The sequence below is a fragment of the Yersinia kristensenii genome (genome assembly GCF_900460525.1).
GTDB lineage: Bacteria > Pseudomonadota > Gammaproteobacteria > Enterobacterales > Enterobacteriaceae > Yersinia > Yersinia kristensenii.
In genome coordinates, this window is record NZ_UHIY01000001.1 from 1,711,095 (window position 1) to 1,728,131 (window position 17,037).

Genomic DNA, 17,037 nt, shown 5'->3' on the forward strand with positions numbered 1-17,037 from the left:
AAGACCTCTCAGCAGAGAATGGTGCGCAATAGCAAAATACAGCGTCTAAACTGTAATTCCATAATACAGCTAATAAGTTGTAAAAGTAAAATACAGGCTATAAGTTGTAAATAATAAATACAGCTTTTAGGTTGTTATTGTAAGTTACAACCTAAAGGCTGTTTTTATGCCTATATCAGAATAAATAGCGTTATCGGGCACTCGACTATAATAACTTCTGTACCGTTATAACTTTCTCGGTCATTCATCATATGGGGCTTGGTTATGGTCATTGTTCACCATCTGAATAATTCACGTTCGCAACGAATCTTGTGGATGCTGGAAGAGTTACAAGTTCCCTATGAGTTGAAGCGCTATCAGCGCGACCCCGGCAGCTTGTTGGCTCCGCCTGAGCTGAAAAAAATCCATCCATTGGGGAAATCGCCAGTGATTACTGATGGCGACCTGACGCTGGCGGAATCAGGAGCCATTATCGAGTATTTACAGGAAACCTATGATGCACAGGGCTTATTTAAGCCTACCGGCCATTATGATCGCCAACAATTCCGCTACTGGATGCATTATGCTGAAGGGTCATTGATGCCGTTGCTGGTGATGAAACTTATTTTCAGCCGCTTCGGTGGGCCACCAGTGCCGTGGATTATTCGCCCAGTAGCCAAGGCATTGGGTGATGGGGTACAAAAAAGTTATCTGAATAAGCAAATCGCCACTCATCGCGATTATCTGGAACAACATTTAACACAGAATCAATGGTTTGCAGGCAGTGATTTTAGTGCCGCCGATATTCAGATGAGTTTTCCTATTGAGGCAATCAACACCCGCAATGGGCTTGAGGGCTTCCCGAAACTGCAAGATTTCTTGGCGCGAATCCATCAGCGCCCGGCTTATCAGCAGGCGATTGAAAAGGGCGGTGCTTTCAAATTAGCAAACTGATAAATTTATCAACAGTTACGCCAGAAAACGGGTGTGAGGCCGCTCACACTTTGGTTTCCCGCCAGAATAGATGTTCCCAGACAAATTAATGTAAGAAAATGCATTAAATATTGCTTTCTGGTGTTGATTAGTCGCCATAAATAGCTAGATAATCGTTTGCCTTACAATAAGGCTATTTTATTTGCCATTTTGAACTTGGGCAGTGCTAAAAATCCTCACGTACCGAGTGTACGCTCCGGTTTTTGCGCGCTGGCCGCGTCCAAACTGCCTGCAACAATGACGCTTATTGTAGTTTTTCTTCGATTTTTTTCAGTCATGCGTGTTTCCAGCTAATCGTTTGCTATTTTCTCCGTCATATCGGCGTTGGGGGAATTGACGAGTTAATCGGCAGGGACGGAAACGATTACGTTTGGAAAGGACGCGGGCTTGTTGACTACTTTAAAATGACACACAGGGGACATAACCATGTCTAGCACCAATCCTCAGGCGAACCAGGCAGTCAAGCCAAAAGGTTCGCTTGATGCGTTTTTCAAGCTTAGTGAACGTGGTAGTAATGTGCGCCAGGAAGTGCTGGCCGGTCTGACGACTTTTCTTGCCATGGTCTATTCGGTCATTGTTGTGCCGAGCATGTTGGGTAAAGCGGGCTTCCCCCCAACCGCAGTGTTTGTTGCTACCTGTCTGGTGGCTGGCTTGGGTTCTTTGCTGATGGGCTTGTGGGCTAATTTGCCCATGGCCATTGGCTGCGCCATCTCATTGACGGCGTTTACCGCATTTAGCTTGGTATTGGGCCAGCACATCAGTATTCCTGTCGCCTTGGGCGCGGTATTCCTGATGGGCGTGCTGTTTACTATTATCTCCGTCACCGGTATTCGCTCGTGGATATTGCGTAACTTGCCGATGGGCGTAGCACATGGCACCGGCATTGGTATTGGCTTGTTTTTGCTGCTGATTGCGGCAAACGGTGTCGGCCTGGTCATCAAAAACCCTATAGAAGGTTTGCCAGTCGCGCTAGGTGCTTTTACTTCTTTCCCGGTCATTATGACGTTATTGGGCTTGGCGGTGATTTTCGGTTTGGAAAAACTGCGGGTACCGGGCGGCATTCTGTTGGTGATTATCGCCATCTCAGTTATCGGCCTGATTTTTGATCCAAGTGTGACTTATCAAGGGCTGTTCGCCATGCCAAGTCTGGCAGATGCTAACGGTAACTCATTGATTTTCAGTCTTGATATCATGGGCGCACTGAATCCTGTGGTGCTGCCAAGTGTGTTGGCGCTGGTGATGACGGCGGTCTTTGATGCTACTGGCACCATTCGCGCGGTCGCCGGGCAAGCCAACTTGCTGGATAAAGACGGCCAGATTATCAGTGGCGGCAAAGCGCTGACCTCTGACTCCGTCAGCAGCATCTTCGCCGGTTTGGTCGGTGCAGCACCGGCAGCGGTTTACATTGAATCTGCGGCGGGCACGGCGGCGGGTGGCAAAACTGGCCTGACCGCCACTGTCGTCGGTATCCTATTCTTGCTGATTTTGTTCCTCTCGCCGCTTTCCTATTTGGTTCCAGTTTATGCGACGGCTCCGGCGCTGATGTATGTCGGTTTGTTGATGCTGAGCAACGTCGCCAAATTGGATTTCGAAGATTTCGTTGATGCGATGTCTGGCCTGCTCTGCGCAGTGTTTATCGTGCTGACGTGTAATATCGTCACCGGCATTATGCTGGGCTTCAGTTCACTGGTAATCGGCCGTATTTTCTCTGGTGAATGGCGTAAATTGAATCTTGGCACCGTGATTATCGCGGTTGCGCTGGTGGCCTTCTATGCTGGCGGCTGGGCAATCTAAGTTGTGAATCTTTGCTGGCATCGGGATGAGTATGTTCCCGATGCCACTCTCCTTTTTAATATCCCTACTGTCTTTGTTTTTCTTGCCTTCAGTTAGCGATTTTTTTCCCCATTCCGCAACAAATTGATCTACTATCAAAAGCTACGCTCCGGCCCTGTCTATGGGGGGAGGCGGTCAGGTTTCAAGTTGAGTTGAGTTGAGTCTAAGGAAAGCATGGAAATCTTTTTTACAATCCTCATCCTGATTTTGGTGGTATCGCTTTCCGGCGTTGTCACTCGGATGTTGCCGTTTCAAATCCCCCTCCCATTGATGCAGATTGTTTGTGGTGCCTTATTGGCATTTCCCCACTTTGGTTTGCATGTTGATTTCGACCCGGAATTATTCTTGGTGCTGTTTATTCCGCCGCTGTTATTTGCTGACGGCTGGAAAACACCAACGCGCGAGTTTATCCATCACGGGCGGGAAATATTTGGTCTGGCCCTGGCTTTAGTGTTGGTCACAGTGGTGGGTGTCGGCTACCTGATTTACTGGATGGTGCCGGGTATTCCGCTGGTCGCCGCTTTTGCGCTAGCGGCGGTATTGTCGCCAACTGATGCGGTGGCGTTGTCCGGTATTGTGGGGAAAGGGCGCATACCTAAATCAATTATGGGCGTCCTGGAAGGGGAGGCATTGATGAATGATGCTTCCGGTCTGGTGGCGCTGAAATTTGCCATTGCCGTGGCGATGGGCACCATGGTGTTTACGGTTTCTGGCGCGACGTTAGAATTCCTGAAAGTGGCGATTGGTGGCCTGTTGGCCGGTGTGGCCGTCACTTGGCTATACAGTAAATCGCTGCGTTTGATGAGCCGCTGGAGTGGTGATGATCCGGCAACACAAATCGTCCTGCTGCTGTTGTTGCCGTTTGCCTCTTACTTGATTGCCGAACATATTGGCGTTTCCGGTATTTTGGCCGCAGTGGCGGCGGGGATGACCATCAGCCAATCTGGCGTGATTCGTAACGCACCACTGACCATGCGATTACGCGCCGACAGTGTATGGTCGATGTTAGAATTCGTGTTTAACGGCATGGTGTTTATCCTGCTGGGCCTACAGTTACCGGGCATTCTGGAAACCTCGATTGTGCAGGCCGAACTGGACCCGACGATCCAAACTTGGAATTTGTTCGCCGATGTTGCCATCATTTATGGTGCCTTGTTGGTGCTGCGTTTCAGCTGGTTGTGGTCGATGAAGAAAATCAGCAAACGAGTGTTGACCAAGCGGCCATTGGAGTTTAGCAATTACACTACCCGCGAACTGTGGGTTGCTTCATTCGCCGGGGTGCGCGGGGCAATTACATTAGCCGGTGTGTTGTCCATTCCGTTATTCCTCAGCGATGGCTCGGCCTTCCCATCCCGTTACCAATTGGTATTTATCGCCACAGGCGTGATTTTACTATCAGTCATTGTTGGGGTAATTGCTTTGCCACCATTACTGCGTGGTGTGGTGATGGCCGATAAGAGTGCCAGCCGCGAAGAAATTCGTTTGGCGCGGGCGGCAGCGGCGGAAGTGGCGATTGTCAGCTTGAATAAGATGGAAGAGCGCTTGGCCGCCAGCAGTGAGGAGAATATCGACCCTGAATTACTGAAAGAAGTCAGTTCACGGGTGATTGGTACTTTGCGGCGGCGAACTGGCAGCAAAGATGAAATCGAAAATACCTTATTGATAGAAAATCTGGAGCGGCGTTTCCGCTTAACGGCCTTGCGGGCTGAGCGTGGCGAGCTGTATCACTTGCGCGCCACACAGAAAATCAGTAACGAAACCCTGCAAAAACTGCTGCATGATTTGGATCTGTTAGAAGCGCTGTTAATCGAAAAAGAAGGTTAATTTACCTTAAACCGGCTACTCATCAGTGGCCGGTTTTATCTCAACCAATGAACCATTGGGCCAAAACTCACGGCAGCGGCTAATCCAAGCTTGCGCACTGTGAGAAAGGTAGCTTCCTTGACGCCATATCAATCCTAATTGCCAAGGCATCAGCGGCTCTAATGGTAGCCACAACAGCGCGTTTTTATCCAGCCGCTGGCAAATAGGTTCCGGCAAAATGGCGATACCAATATTGGCCTGCACCATGGCGGCCAAAAAGTCCCATTGACCGCTACGCACGGCAATTTGGGGGGTAAAACCACCGAGGGTAAAAGCATCCATTAACTGGCGATAAAGGGCAAAATCCTCGTTATAAATCAGGATGGGAAGGTCTGCTAACTCGGGAATACTGATGGTGGTGCGGTTAAGCCAAAATGCGGTGCGCGGTACCACCACACAAAGAGGGTGACTGAACAGCGGCAATGATGTCAGCGGCAAATTGATATCGGCAGGTAGGGCGGTCAGGGCTAAATCAAGCTCACCGGACAACACAGCTTGTTGCACGGTTAAACCACCGAATTCGGCAATTTGTAGCTCAATACCGGGATAACTTCGGCGAAACTCGCTGATAAGCACCGCCATTTGTGTGCCAACCATCGGCGGAATACCTAGCCGCAACCTGCCTTTTTTCAATGAACTGATGTCTTCCAGTTCCGCTTCCAACTGCTGAAATTGGTCGAGGATAGCCAGCCCGCGCTGATAAACCGCCTGTCCGCTGTCAGTTAAATGTAGGCGTCGCCCTTCACGAGTCAATAGACTGCATTCCAATTCATTCTCTAAATTGCGCAGCATTTTGCTGATGGTGGGCTGGGTGACAAACAGTTTCTCCGCTGCTCGAGTAAAGCTTTGCTGGCGCACCACTTCGACGAAATAACGCAGTGTTCTGATATCCATCTGTTTTCCTGTCAATGAGTGAGGCCTGGGGGAACAAAGTATGCCATTTAGGCATGATTCTAATGATTTTAATTCATTTTTCGCAAGGTTACCTGCGGCCTATACTGAGCACTGGTAAAATTTCCCACTGGGGTTTCTCATGTCATTGGCGTTACGCAGTTTTGCGCCGTCTGTTCTCTCGCGTTTACAGGTGCCGGTTCAGGTGGCGCTGTATGCCGGGCTGTTTATTATTGCTGACCAACTGGTGAGCCTCTTCCATCTACCATTGCCCGCCAATATCGTCGGCATGTTATTGCTGCTGGCTATGATTATGCTGCGTATTTTACCGGTACGCTGGGTTCAAGCCGGTTCGCGCTGGCTGTTGGCAGAAATGCTGCTGTTCTTTGTTCCTGCGGTGGTGGCGGTGGTGAATTACGCGCAATTGATTATGGTCGATGGCTGGAAGATTTTCGCTGTTATTGCGGTCAGCACCACATTGACACTCGCGGCGACGGGGTTGGTGGTTGACCGGGTTTACCGTTTTGAGGTGTGGCTGCAACGCCGCAAATCTCATCATCATGAATGATTTTATTATCAGTATCCTGTGCTTCCTGGCAACCCTGGCTCTTTACTTTGCCAACAAAAAACTCTATCGCCGCCGCCGCTCATTGCTGCTGATGCCCTTGGTGTTGACCCCGATGGTGTTGGTGTTGCTGCTGGTAGTCACCCATATCTCTTATCAAGATTATATTGGTGAGACACATTGGTTACTGTGGCTTTTGGGGCCTGCGACCATTGCCTTTGCCGTGCCAGTTTATGAGAATCTGTCGATTATTCGCCGTCACTGGTTGTCTCTCACTGCGGGCGTTATCACGGCGATTACTGTGGCGGTGGTCAGCTCGGTGTGGTTGGCGAAGTTATTGACCCTCTCGGAAGAAGTGCAGCGCAGCCTGGCGGTACGTTCGATCACCACACCTTTTGCGCTGGAAGCCGCAAAGCAGTTGGGCGGGCAGCCGGATTTAGTTGCGCTGTTTGTAGTGATTACCGGGGTCTTTGGCATGGCGGTCGGGGATTTATTGTTTCTGCGCCTCTCGGTGCGCAGCGGGTTGGCAAAAGGCGCGGGGCTTGGGGCCTCCTCTCACGGTGCCGGTACTGCTAAAGCACACGAAATGGGGCAGCAAGAGGGTGTGGTATCCAGCTTGGTGATGATGCTGGCCGGTATTATTACGGTTATTAGCGCACCGCTGATTGGGCATGTACTGTGGTAATAACAATAACTCATTCTGGATGAGCTATTTTTCTCACTAACCACTCGATACCGCACATCAACTGACCGCAACATCATTAATGCGTGAATAACCGGTACTAAAACCATCGGTATTCGCTTCACCATTCCTTGTAACGTATAAAATAACCATATCAATAGAAAGGTTGAATGATGTTGCGACTCGTATTTTGTCAGGGGCGTAAGATAAAAAACTGCATATACCGGTGAAATTCGGATTTTTTGAATTCCCAATTCGTTATCTAATCCCTCTGGGAACGTTTTTACCTCGTATATTAGATAAAAGGAAAGGGATTATGCCTCATTATTTAACGGCTTTGATTTGTGGATTGCCCTGGTTGTTCACTGCCAGTTGTCAGGCACAAGCGGATGTCGAAACAACAAAATGCAGCAATACGGATTTTTCTCAGGTTTTATCCTGTTATAAGGATAAATTATCCAGCGAGCCGCTTATTTACAATTTGCTGAGTCAGGAGAATTTACCGGGGCTAGAATGGCGTCGTTACCAACTGACTTCTCAACAGTGGGCTCCTGAAAATTTGGTCTCCCCTGCTGCCTGGCAGCATGAGGTGGAGATCTTTATTCCGAGTGGCAGTACCTCGACACAAGGGCTGGTGGTCATTAATAATGGTATTAACCATGCAACCAGCAAGGTTCCTGCTTCTGGCCCGACTGATTTCTCCATCGATTCATTGCAAAAAATTGCCCGGCAAACGAATACCGTGGTGATATCAATCAGTACTATTCCCAATCAATATCTTGAATATCAGCAGGATGGCGATCCACGCAAGGAGGATTATAGTGTCGCGCGGAGCTGGACTTTATTTATGGATGCACCGGAGTCGCGTTCTACCTTGCCCTTGCAGGTCCCCATGGCTGCGGCGGTTTCTCAGGCTATGACTATGGCCCAACAAGCTTTGCCGGAAAAAGCATTAGACAGTTTTATTGTCACCGGCCTATCCAAACGGGGTTGGACGACTTGGCTCACGGCCCTTGCTGATACCCGTGTTGTGGCTATAGTGCCCTTTGTTATTGACCTGCTTGATACCCGCGCTGCATTAGAACATATGTATAAATCTTATGGGGGCAATTGGCCCATTGCCTTCGCCCCTTATTATCAGGATGAAATTGATAAAAAGTTGGAGACACCGGGCTTTTCTAAATTGATGCAGATTATTGATCCCCTGCAATATATTGGAACTGAGTATCAATCCCGGCTGAGCATTCCGAAATATATTATCAATGCTAGTGGCGATGACTTTTATGTGCCTGATAATACAGATTTTTATTACGATAAATTACCGGGCGAAAAAATATTGAGGGTGGCGCCCAACTCCAGTCACTATGGTATTAAGGCTTTCAGCGAACAGTCATTGATTCCCTTTGTTAATCGCCTACGGCAGTCCACGGTCTTGCCGCAAGTGGACAGCAGCATCGGAATGAAAGAAAAAGTGCAAACATTGACGCTAAAGCTGTCCGAGACGCCGAATAAAGTGTTGCTATGGACTGCGGCAAATAGTGAGGCGCGTGATTTCCGCTATGCCTGTGATGTGCACTACACCGCATTCCCACTGGCGGTAACCCCGGAAAATACCCTTGAGATCGCGCTTACTGCACCAGCTTCTGGCTGGCAAGCCACTTTTGTTGAGGTCACTTTCAGTGATGGTTTTGTCGCCACCACGCCAGTTTATATCTCACCCAAAGAGAGCTATCCGACGACCGCGCCTCCGATTGGCGGAGCAGCTTGTAAAACATTGCCGGGGCGAAATCTCGTGGTAATAGAAAGTGCAGCGCAAATAGATACGACGGTTGGGGTGGGTTGAGTGGCTTTTAGGTCATAAAAAAACCCGGCATAGGCCGGGCTTTTCATGACGTTACGCTGTACTTAATAGAGTGACGCTTCACCCACAGGGCGGGTTTTGAAGCGGCGGTGCAACCAAAGATATTGCTCGGGTGCGCGCATGATTTCTTTTTCAATCACTTTATTCATGTAACGGGCGGCGGCTAATTCATCATCTATTGGATAATCTTCCAATGCCGGTTGGATAAGCAGGTCATAACCGCTGCCATCTGTTTTGCGCAGTAGCACTAACGGCAGCAATGCCGGTTTTGCCAGGCGGGCCAACATAAAGGTGCCGCTGGTGGTGGCGGCTTGATCAACGGCAAACAAGGGGGCGAAAACACTGCCACGTGGGCCATAATCTTGATCTGGCGCGAACCAAACGGCTTCACCTTTCTTCAGCGCGTGCACCATGCCGCGTAGGTCTTTGCGATCCAACATCGCCTTATTGGAGCGCATTCGGCCCCAAGTCTGTACCAATTCCATCACTTTATTATTGTGTGGACGGTACATTGCCATCATCGGCTGACATTGGCCCATGACTCGGCCACCCAGTTCCAGCGACATAAAATGTACGCCAATCACCAAGACACCGCGTTTGCCTTCCTGCGCTTTTTTCAGATTATTCAGACCGGAGACGGTAAACCAGCGCTTGACGCGCGCATCGGGCCAAAACCATGCCATACCTGTTTCCAGTAAGCCCATACCCAAGGATTCAAAATTACCCACAATGGTGCGTTCGAGGGTGGTTTGGTCCATATCAGGGAAGCACAATTCAAGGTTACGTCGGGCGATGGAAACCCGCCGCTTGAGAAAGCGCATGGAGGTACGCCCGAGCCAAATCCCCAATTTATTGATCAGCGGGTAGGGCAGTTGGACTAACAGAAACAGTACGCCAAGGCCAAACCAAGTTAGCCAATAGCGTGGGTGGAGCAGTGAAATATGGAATTTCTGCGGCTTTATCATATGAACTCTGTCGTTATGCGTTAAGTGCGAGCCTGTAGCGCATAAGGATATAACTCGATAGCGATACATATCTTCAGACACCGTAGGTCAATTATCGTTTTCGTGAATACGATAATTGACGCAATATTTACATTAAAAGCGGTGTTCGCGTAGTGAATGGTCACAAAAGAGAGGCTATCGGTAAGCGAGGTGAGCTTTTCGCGAATTATATCATAACCGTGATAAATGATATAAAAAGATGAATGCCAAAAATGTTGTTTATTGTCCTGCCAGACCGCCATTGGGGAAGACCCTCCGCGGATAAAAACACCGCGCTAATGTGACCGCGCGGTGTTCCGTTTGGCATGCTTACCAGAAACCCAATACACTCCACCAGGCGCTACCAATAATCAGCCAGATAGGAATGACCACCAAACTGATCAGAAAACCGATTTTCCACCAGGTAGCTAGCGGGATAAAGTTGCACCCGAACAAGATTGGCGCGGGGCCACCGGAGTAATGAGTGGTCGCCATATACAGGTTACTGAACATACCAAATACTAGCACCGTCAGCATCGGCGGCGCACCCGCAGCAATGGCGATAGAAACGAAAATCGCATACATGGCGCTGATATGGGCAATGGCACTGGCCATCATATAGTGACTGTAATAGTACGCCAGCAGCAGAATACCCATCATTGGCACCCAATTCATGCCCTGTACTGAGCCCGCAATGGAGGCACCAAACCAGCTAATGAAGCCCAGTTTATTGAGCTGGCTGGCCAATGTTAGCAGCACGGCAAACCAAATCACCGTGTGCCATGCTTCTTTCTCGGCAATGACATCATCCCAAGTGAGCGCGCCGCTCAGCAACAGAATAGCCAAGCCAATAAAGGCGGTCATGGTAGCGTCAATATTCAGCGCGGAACCACACACCCACAAAGTCACCAGTCCAATGAAGACTGATAACACGATCCACTCATTGCGGCTCATCGGCCCCATTTCTTTCAGTTTCACAAGGGCCAGAGCGCGCATTTCTGGGGTTTTCTTCAGTTCTGGCGGATAAAAGCGATACAGCAGCAACGGAATGACCGCCAGAGAAATTAAGCCGGGGACAATTGCGGCTAATGCCCAACTGGTCCATGTAATGGTGATTCCCATCTCGCCTGCTAGCTTGGCTATCATTGGGTTACCAGCCATTGATGTCAGGAACATTGCGCAGGTAATGGCATTGCATTGGAAGATACATTGCACCAGAAAAGCCCCGATCTTGCGTTCGGTTCCACGTTCTGGTGTGGATTCATAAGCTTCAGATATAGATCGGAACAGCGGGGTGATGATACCGCCGCAGCGGGCGGAGGTTGACGGCATGGCCGGTGCGAACAGCAAGTCAGTCAGTACCAAACCGTAAGCAAGGCCCAATGAGCTGTGGCCTAACTTACTGATAAATAAGTATCCGACTCGTCGACCAAAGCCTGTTTTAATAAAACCGCGTGAAATAAAGAAGGCGCAGGCTATCATCCAAATCGTGGGGTCGGCAAAGCCAGCGAGCACTTCTTTGATGCTCAACAAACCGGTGGCTGCAACGACCGTCAGACTGAATATTGCCATGGCGCCTAATGGATAAGGCGAGAGAATGAGGCCAATAACTGTCGCGGCAAAGACCGCCATGAGGTGCCAGGCACGCGGATCAACAGATTCTGGTACTGGACTAAACCAGATACTTATCCCTATTAATAGGATAAGCAGCATTCTTCCTATACGTGTTTTGAATATCGACATGATTATTTACCCTGATGCTATTTTATGTACCGTCATCTTCGCCAGCAAAAATAAGAAAGAGTTAATTTATTGACGCTGTGATTATATGAGATAACTGTATACAGAAAATAACAGCATCATTTTGATCAAAGTCATTCTTGTATTATACGGAGTGGGAAGGTGCGGTGAGATAAATATATTGTTCTGATCTGAGTAATTCATACGAAATTTGGCGATTACTCTACTTTATTAATTATATTAGGCGGGATTTTATCTGTTAAAACAACGTAATTTCGCCTTAATACACGAAATTACAGAGCGGAGGAGAGGGGCTTGCGTAATTTGTACAAATTAAATACATCAGTTAAAAATAATGCATGCGTATAAATTTCGTGCATTAAATATTTTATTAGGGCTGGACAAACGTTTATATTATTAAGTATAAGACCTTATTCTCAGTAACAAAAAACCCGCACAAAGGCGGGTTATTTTTATTCAGAATGATTTAACTGCTCAGGGCTATCACCTTCATCGCTATCGTAAATCATTCCGATATACCTGAATCATTTAAGCTAGAGCTCTCATGATATGGGTATTTATTATTGACTCTTACAGAGCAATAACGTTTGCAGCTGCTGGGCCTTTAGCGCCATTCTCGATAGAGAACTCCACTTTTTGGCCTTCATCTAAGGTTTTGAAATCATTGCTCTGGATAGCAGAGAAGTGAACGAACACATCTTTGCTGCCATCAGCAGGAGTGATGAAACCAAAACCTTTGTCAGCGTTAAACCATTTTACTAAACCAGTCATTTTATTAGACATAGAGATACTTCCTTCAATTATTTTTAATTGCCGCCATAGGCGAGCGAATAGGCTTGGGCACAACTTATGGGGGCACTTAGAAGGAATTTCGCGGAGAAGAGGTATCTGTCTGATAACGCTAATACGGGGAACTGCTTTACTAAAACTGCTTGCATAAATGTCACTGTCAACCGGGTACTACTTTCTTCATTTACTTGGGGAGCGGCTACACTGCTCGGGTCTGGCCGTCATCGCTATCGGTAGCCAGCTCCCCTAATCACACTGAATTACAGAGCGACTACGTTTACCGCTGATGGGCCTTTAGCGCCATTCTCGATAGAGAACTCCACTTTTTGGCCTTCATCTAAGGTTTTGAAATCATTGCTCTGGATAGCAGAGAAGTGAACGAACACATCTTTGCTGCCATCAGCAGGAGTGATGAAACCAAAACCTTTGTCAGCGTTAAACCATTTTACTAAACCAGTCATTTTATTAGACATAGAGATACTTCCTTCAATTATTTTTAATTGCCGCCATAGGCGAGCGAATAGGCTTGGGCACAACTTATGGGGGCACTTAGAAGGAATTTCGCGGAGAAGAGGTATCTGTCTGATAACGCTAATACGGGGAACTGCTTTACTAAAACTGCTTGCATAAATGTCACTGTCAACCGGGTACTACTTTCTTCATTTACTTGGGGAGCGGCTACACTGCTCGGGTCTGGCCGTCATCGCTATCGGTAGCCAGCTCCCCTAATCACACTGAATTACAGAGCGACTACGTTTACCGCTGATGGGCCTTTAGCGCCGCTCTCGATAGAGAACTCAACTTTTTGGCCTTCATCTAAGGTTTTGAAATCATTGCTCTGGATAGCAGAGAAGTGAACGAACACATCTTTGCTGCCATCAGCCGGAGTGATGAAACCAAAACCTTTACCAGCGTCAAACCATTTTACTAAACCAGTCATTTTATTAGACATAGAGATACTTCCTTCAATTATTTTTTTGCCACAATAACGTAGCGAACGTGGTCTGTTTTTCAGAAGATAACTTATTGGGCACTTAGGAGGAGACTCACGGAGAAGGGATATCTATGGATAGCGCTTGAACTGAGGACTGCTTTACTAAAACTGCTTTCATAAGGTCTGTGTTCCAAACCGATGATGCTATTTAACCACAACACATTCCCCGTGGCAACCTAATATTTGACTGTCATAACTATTGTCAATGGTTTTTTACGCTAAATGTGAATGAATGGATGTCATTTTAATGTTACAAAACAGACAATTAGACCAATAAAAAAACGGCGCATTTTTTTGCATTCAAGCGCTAAATGCCGGGGCGAATCCCCCGGCATTTGAGTTTAACGAGGAGAAACTGTCACCGTACCGCTGCGATCGCTGGCAATGATGACGCGTTGGCCTGCGCTGAAACGAGTTGGTCCTTGCGCCTGCACAACAACAATGCTGCTGCCATCATCACGACGAATTTCCAGTTGTACACCTTCACTGCGGTTCATTGCACTTTGTACTCCCTGACCCGCCATACCGCCGGCAACGGCACCACCTGCTGTCGCCAGACTATTACCACGGCCCCCGCCTATAGTATTGCCCAAGAAGCCACCGACTACGGCGCCGCCAATAGCACCCGCTACGTTATTTTCACTGCCACCTTGAATGGTGACCGGACGTGCGGAAACGATGGTGCCATAAGTGACGGTTTGTACCTGCCGTGCTTGAGCGGCGGTAAAGGTATCACCCGACGCTGTTCTGTTGTTGGCGCATCCACTTAATACAGTAGCCGCGAGTGCCACGGCAATGATCAGTTTATTCATAATTAACCCCTAATTATCAGTACAAGTCAGACGTCAGCTAACAATCACCAAAGCTATAGATAGCTGTTAATAATGACTATAGCGTGATAATGATTCATTTGAGGAGATAAATAATGAGCAGATATAGATATAGGCGAGTTCCTGCTGACTTTTCATGTTACCGTCATGGTTAAATACGGCCCCTTTACATCTTCAGGAATGTTGTCTTGCTGCGCTCGATGATTTCAACCAAAATTTTCCGTCTCGACTTAGGTCGCTTAATCCTTATTCTGGCTGTCATGAGCGCTTTTGTGACGCTGGCAAACAGCTTCTATGCCAGTTATCGGGTTCAACGGCAGCTCTTGATCGATAACACCTTGGAAGCTAACCGTGTTTATGCCGCTAAGTTGGCGTCCAGCACGGAAATTTTTCTGCGGAGTGCGCAAAAGCAGCTTCACTACAGCAGCATGATCGCCGCAAAACATTTTGATGATCAGGCCGTTCTGAAAGCGGAAACCGCACGGCTTAAATATCAGACGGACAGTTTTAACTCGGTGGTGATAACTGATGCCCATGGCATTATCCGCGCTACGTCGCCAGACAGCCTCCAACTCTTGGGGCACACTCTCACATCACCAGGGTCGGCGGAGGCACTCAAGCTCCGGCGCCCTATTATCAGCAAGCCATATGTATCAGCAGCTAACAATCTGGTTATCAATATATCGACACCTATTATCACGCCGGATGGCCGCTATCGTGGATACATCGGCGGGACTATCTATCTGCGCAAGCAAAGTATTTTAAATGAGTTACTCGGCGAACATTACTACCGCGATGGTTCTTACATTGTGGTACTCGACGGTGATCGGCGCATTCTTTATCACCGGGATGTTAATCGTATCGGGGAGATACTGGAGCCGAAACCTATCACTGAGGCGGCCAAAAAAAGTGACAATGGCAGCTTGATGGTAACCAGCACCAATGGCGAATCAATGCTGGCGGGCTATGCTGTTGTGGATCAGTCAGGTTGGGAAATCATTACCCTACGGCCCGAGTCGTCTACCTTGAAGCCACTGGAAGGGTTAATGCTTAAAGGGCTGGCGCACATTGCGCCGCTGGCGTTACTGACATTGTTGGGCGTTTGGTTATTATCGCGGTTAATTGCTCGCCCATTGTGGTTACTGGCAGGCAGCGCCAATGATATGGATAAGCCGGATATTGCCAGTAGTATCAAAGAAATTCCCTCATGGTATTTCGAGGCGACGCAGCTTAAACGGGCTTTGTTGATAGGCATCAGTCTGCTGCAAAAGAAAATAGGCAAACTGAGGTTTGAAGCTCATACCGACCCTATGACTGGCCTGTATAACCGGCGCGGGCTGGCGACGACGCTCGAACCTATCGCCCAGCTTGGGCAGCATTTTTCTGTCATTGCACTGGATATTGACCACTTTAAATCAATTAACGACTCTTATGGCCATGATGTCGGTGATGAGGTTATTAAGCAATTGGCAATACAAATTCGTGATAGCTCCCGTGATAGCGATATTCTGTGCCGCAGTGGTGGTGAAGAGTTTCTGATGTTGCTGCCGGGTACTGTGCCCGATGTTGCTATACAGGTTGCTAACCGGCTGCGGCACAATGTAGAAATGATGGTGATACCGGGCATCCAACCTATCACGATTTCATTGGGTGTTGCGTTCTGGAATGGGGTCGGGGCACCAGAGGATGCGCTGAAGCGGGCGGATGAAGCTTTATACCGAGCGAAGCAACAGGGCCGCAATTGGGTAGAAGTTGCCTAATAAAAAGGCGTACTCTTTGTAGAATACGCCTTTCTAAATGATTATCAGGCCCTAAAGATAGGGTGTTTACTGCATTTTCCTGCTTGCCCATCATGCTATTTTTGCATTCTTCGGGCCAAGTACAACGGGATATTGTCATATCCAAAAGGAAAAACAGTGCGATTACCTAATATTAATATGAATTATGTTCCAGCACCCATGTCGGCACAAAGTGGTGGCGATGCAGTTTCCCCGCAGGATGTTCAAGAGTGTGTTCAGCATCTATTTTCTTATGATGGTGATAGGGCGCTTACTGAACAAGATAACCGGTTCGCTGAAGCCATATCGATTGCGCTTTCTCATCATAGTGAGACAAACGGGTATCAATGCAAAATACCAGAGACACTTATCGTTGATTTTTCTGGCTATGAAATCAAATTCTCCCAACCGGTAGATCAGCCTAATAGTGCGGGTCTCGTTAATGTTGAGGTGAGCAGCAAAGGCAGTATTATGCCAAGCTCAACGGTTGATCAGGCTATGTTCCGCCATGTCAGCACTGTTCTACGGATAAGCAATCTAAATGGGCTTCCACCTTTACCCATCATCTTTTCGGGTACAGGAGGGCTTGACCTGAGTGATGTTGATCTGAGTGAGGCAGACCTGAGTGGGGCTAACCTGAGTTGGGATAACCTACGTGGAGCTAATCTGAGAGGAGCTAACCTGAGGGGAGCTAATCTGTTTGGGGCTGATTTGAGTGGCGCTAATCTGGAAGGGGCTGATTTGACTGAGGCTATCTTGGTTAATACTGTCGGTATGACTGTTATTGGCCACCAGGATCTGGACAGGTAAGATCTTGCCAGCCTGGAACTGATGGCATCGCTGTTGCCGCTCTTCCAACAAAAAAGGCGCGCTCCGTGTGGAGTACGCCTTTTTAAACAACAACTTAACTGACTAGTATCAGTTCATGCCGTATTTTTTCAATTTCTTACGCAGCGTGCCACGGTTAATGCCCATCATCAGGGCAGCACGGGTTTGGTTGCCACGGGTGTATTGCATCACCATGTCCAACAATGGCTGTTCAACTTCAGCCAGTACCAACTCATACAGGTCACTCACATCCTGACCATTCAGTTGAGCAAAATAGTTCTTCAGTGCTTGTTTTACCGAGTCACGCAAAGGCTTTTGAGTCACCTGATCTTGTGAGTTTACGGTTGCAACGGTCAGTACGTCAGAATTTACGCGTTGTTCGAACATAGTTCTGTCAGCTCTTTTTT

16 protein-coding genes are annotated in these 17,037 nt (G+C 48.1%); 8 read left to right on the forward strand and 8 right to left on the reverse strand.

All coding sequences use genetic code 11. The annotated features are described in order from the left end of the window. Nucleotides 1-264 precede the first annotated feature (264 nt). From DX162_RS07865 to DX162_RS07880, 3 genes are all read left to right on the forward strand, one after another. A complete protein-coding gene (locus tag DX162_RS07865) occupies nucleotides 265-933 on the forward strand; it encodes a glutathione S-transferase family protein (protein ID WP_004391838.1) in 669 nt (222 codons plus the stop codon). A gap of 465 nt (nucleotides 934-1,398) precedes the next feature. Then, nucleotides 1,399-2,766 carry an NCS2 family permease gene (locus DX162_RS07875; protein ID WP_032820461.1) on the forward strand — a complete coding sequence of 456 codons (1,368 nt, stop codon included), beginning with the start codon at nucleotides 1,399-1,401 and terminating at the stop codon, nucleotides 2,764-2,766. Nucleotides 2,767-2,979: 213 nt separating this feature from the next. Beyond that, nucleotides 2,980-4,629, forward strand: a complete 1,650-nt coding sequence (locus DX162_RS07880; protein ID WP_032820460.1) for a Na+/H+ antiporter — start codon at nucleotides 2,980-2,982, stop codon at nucleotides 4,627-4,629. 15 nt (nucleotides 4,630-4,644) lie between these two features. Here DX162_RS07880 and DX162_RS07885 read toward each other — a convergent pair whose 3' ends face one another. Then, on the reverse strand, nucleotides 4,645-5,562 hold the full coding sequence (locus DX162_RS07885; RefSeq protein WP_098081056.1) for a LysR family transcriptional regulator: 918 nt from the start codon (nucleotides 5,560-5,562) through the stop codon (nucleotides 4,645-4,647). 139 nt (nucleotides 5,563-5,701) lie between these two features. On the opposite strand from DX162_RS07885, the gene DX162_RS07890 reads away from it, so the two are divergent. The 3 genes from DX162_RS07890 (at nucleotide 5,702) to DX162_RS07900 (ending at nucleotide 8,649) form a co-directional block, all read left to right on the forward strand. After that, on the forward strand, nucleotides 5,702-6,127 hold the full coding sequence (locus DX162_RS07890; protein WP_004391833.1) for a CidA/LrgA family protein: 426 nt from the start codon (nucleotides 5,702-5,704) through the stop codon (nucleotides 6,125-6,127). Further along, nucleotides 6,120-6,809, forward strand: coding sequence for an LrgB family protein (locus DX162_RS07895; protein WP_032820459.1), 690 nt, complete (start codon nucleotides 6,120-6,122; stop codon nucleotides 6,807-6,809). Before DX162_RS07890 ends, DX162_RS07895 begins: the two co-directional genes overlap by 8 nt. Nucleotides 6,810-7,122: 313 nt before the next feature. After that, nucleotides 7,123-8,649: a PhoPQ-activated pathogenicity-related family protein gene (locus tag DX162_RS07900; protein WP_004391831.1), complete on the forward strand. Its 1,527-nt coding sequence runs from the start codon at nucleotides 7,123-7,125 to the stop codon at nucleotides 8,647-8,649. A gap of 62 nt (nucleotides 8,650-8,711) precedes the next feature. Here the strand turns inward: DX162_RS07900 and lpxP are convergent, their stop codons facing one another. The 6 genes from lpxP to DX162_RS07935 form a co-directional block, all read right to left on the reverse strand. Next, the gene (gene lpxP, locus DX162_RS07905) at nucleotides 8,712-9,632 is read right to left on the reverse strand and encodes a kdo(2)-lipid IV(A) palmitoleoyltransferase (protein WP_004391830.1); all 921 of its coding nucleotides are present in this window, start codon (nucleotides 9,630-9,632) and stop codon (nucleotides 8,712-8,714) included. Nucleotides 9,633-9,980: 348 nt separating this feature from the next. After that, nucleotides 9,981-11,393 (reverse strand): anion permease, encoded by a 1,413-nt coding sequence (locus tag DX162_RS07915; protein ID WP_032820455.1) that lies wholly within the window; start codon nucleotides 11,391-11,393, stop codon nucleotides 9,981-9,983. A 588-nt stretch (nucleotides 11,394-11,981) separates the two neighbouring features. Next, complete coding sequence (gene cspG / locus DX162_RS07920; protein ID WP_050290388.1) at nucleotides 11,982-12,194, reverse strand: cold shock protein CspG; 213 nt, start codon at nucleotides 12,192-12,194, stop codon at nucleotides 11,982-11,984. Between the two features lie 266 nt (nucleotides 12,195-12,460). After that, the gene (cspG, locus tag DX162_RS07925) at nucleotides 12,461-12,673 is read right to left on the reverse strand and encodes a cold shock protein CspG (protein ID WP_019080092.1); all 213 of its coding nucleotides are present in this window, start codon (nucleotides 12,671-12,673) and stop codon (nucleotides 12,461-12,463) included. 266 nt (nucleotides 12,674-12,939) lie between these two features. After that, a complete protein-coding gene (gene cspE, locus DX162_RS07930; protein WP_011817288.1) occupies nucleotides 12,940-13,152 on the reverse strand; it encodes a transcription antiterminator/RNA stability regulator CspE in 213 nt (70 codons plus the stop codon). A gap of 383 nt (nucleotides 13,153-13,535) precedes the next feature. Beyond that, nucleotides 13,536-14,006, reverse strand: a complete 471-nt coding sequence (locus DX162_RS07935; RefSeq protein WP_004392400.1) for an outer membrane lipoprotein — start codon at nucleotides 14,004-14,006, stop codon at nucleotides 13,536-13,538. Nucleotides 14,007-14,224: 218 nt separating this feature from the next. Here DX162_RS07935 and DX162_RS07940 point away from each other — a divergent pair, with 218 nt between their 5' ends. Both DX162_RS07940 and DX162_RS22555 read left to right on the forward strand, forming a co-directional pair. Then, nucleotides 14,225-15,784 (forward strand): sensor domain-containing diguanylate cyclase, encoded by a 1,560-nt coding sequence (locus tag DX162_RS07940; RefSeq protein WP_098081059.1) that lies wholly within the window; start codon nucleotides 14,225-14,227, stop codon nucleotides 15,782-15,784. Between the two features lie 156 nt (nucleotides 15,785-15,940). Continuing rightward, complete coding sequence (locus DX162_RS22555) at nucleotides 15,941-16,612, forward strand: pentapeptide repeat-containing protein (RefSeq protein WP_004392396.1); 672 nt, start codon at nucleotides 15,941-15,943, stop codon at nucleotides 16,610-16,612. Between the two features lie 108 nt (nucleotides 16,613-16,720). Here DX162_RS22555 and fis read toward each other — a convergent pair whose 3' ends face one another. Next, the gene (gene fis / locus DX162_RS07950; RefSeq protein ID WP_002210061.1) at nucleotides 16,721-17,017 is read right to left on the reverse strand and encodes a DNA-binding transcriptional regulator Fis; all 297 of its coding nucleotides are present in this window, start codon (nucleotides 17,015-17,017) and stop codon (nucleotides 16,721-16,723) included. Nucleotides 17,018-17,037: the final 20 nt, after the last annotated feature.

What these genes read in the sequence shown, in the direction of transcription:
- fis (WP_002210061.1), bottom strand. Translation starts at nt 17,017, where the DNA reads ATGTTCGAACAACGCGTAAATTCTGACGTACTGACCGTTGCAACCGTA.
- cspG (WP_019080092.1), bottom strand. Translation starts at nt 12,673, where the DNA reads ATGTCTAATAAAATGACTGGTTTAGTAAAATGGTTTAACGCTGACAAA.
- DX162_RS07900 (WP_004391831.1), top strand. Translation starts at nt 7,123, where the DNA reads ATGCCTCATTATTTAACGGCTTTGATTTGTGGATTGCCCTGGTTGTTC.
- lpxP (WP_004391830.1), bottom strand. Translation starts at nt 9,632, where the DNA reads ATGATAAAGCCGCAGAAATTCCATATTTCACTGCTCCACCCACGCTAT.
- DX162_RS07935 (WP_004392400.1), bottom strand. Translation starts at nt 14,006, where the DNA reads ATGAATAAACTGATCATTGCCGTGGCACTCGCGGCTACTGTATTAAGT.
- DX162_RS07940 (WP_098081059.1), top strand. Translation starts at nt 14,225, where the DNA reads ATGATTTCAACCAAAATTTTCCGTCTCGACTTAGGTCGCTTAATCCTT.
- DX162_RS07885 (WP_098081056.1), bottom strand. Translation starts at nt 5,562, where the DNA reads ATGGATATCAGAACACTGCGTTATTTCGTCGAAGTGGTGCGCCAGCAA.
- cspE (WP_011817288.1), bottom strand. Translation starts at nt 13,152, where the DNA reads ATGTCTAATAAAATGACTGGTTTAGTAAAATGGTTTGACGCTGGTAAA.
- DX162_RS07890 (WP_004391833.1), top strand. Translation starts at nt 5,702, where the DNA reads ATGTCATTGGCGTTACGCAGTTTTGCGCCGTCTGTTCTCTCGCGTTTA.
- DX162_RS07880 (WP_032820460.1), top strand. Translation starts at nt 2,980, where the DNA reads ATGGAAATCTTTTTTACAATCCTCATCCTGATTTTGGTGGTATCGCTT.
- DX162_RS07875 (WP_032820461.1), top strand. Translation starts at nt 1,399, where the DNA reads ATGTCTAGCACCAATCCTCAGGCGAACCAGGCAGTCAAGCCAAAAGGT.
- cspG (WP_050290388.1), bottom strand. Translation starts at nt 12,194, where the DNA reads ATGTCTAATAAAATGACTGGTTTAGTAAAATGGTTTAACGCTGACAAA.
- DX162_RS07865 (WP_004391838.1), top strand. Translation starts at nt 265, where the DNA reads ATGGTCATTGTTCACCATCTGAATAATTCACGTTCGCAACGAATCTTG.
- DX162_RS07915 (WP_032820455.1), bottom strand. Translation starts at nt 11,393, where the DNA reads ATGTCGATATTCAAAACACGTATAGGAAGAATGCTGCTTATCCTATTA.
- DX162_RS07895 (WP_032820459.1), top strand. Translation starts at nt 6,120, where the DNA reads ATGAATGATTTTATTATCAGTATCCTGTGCTTCCTGGCAACCCTGGCT.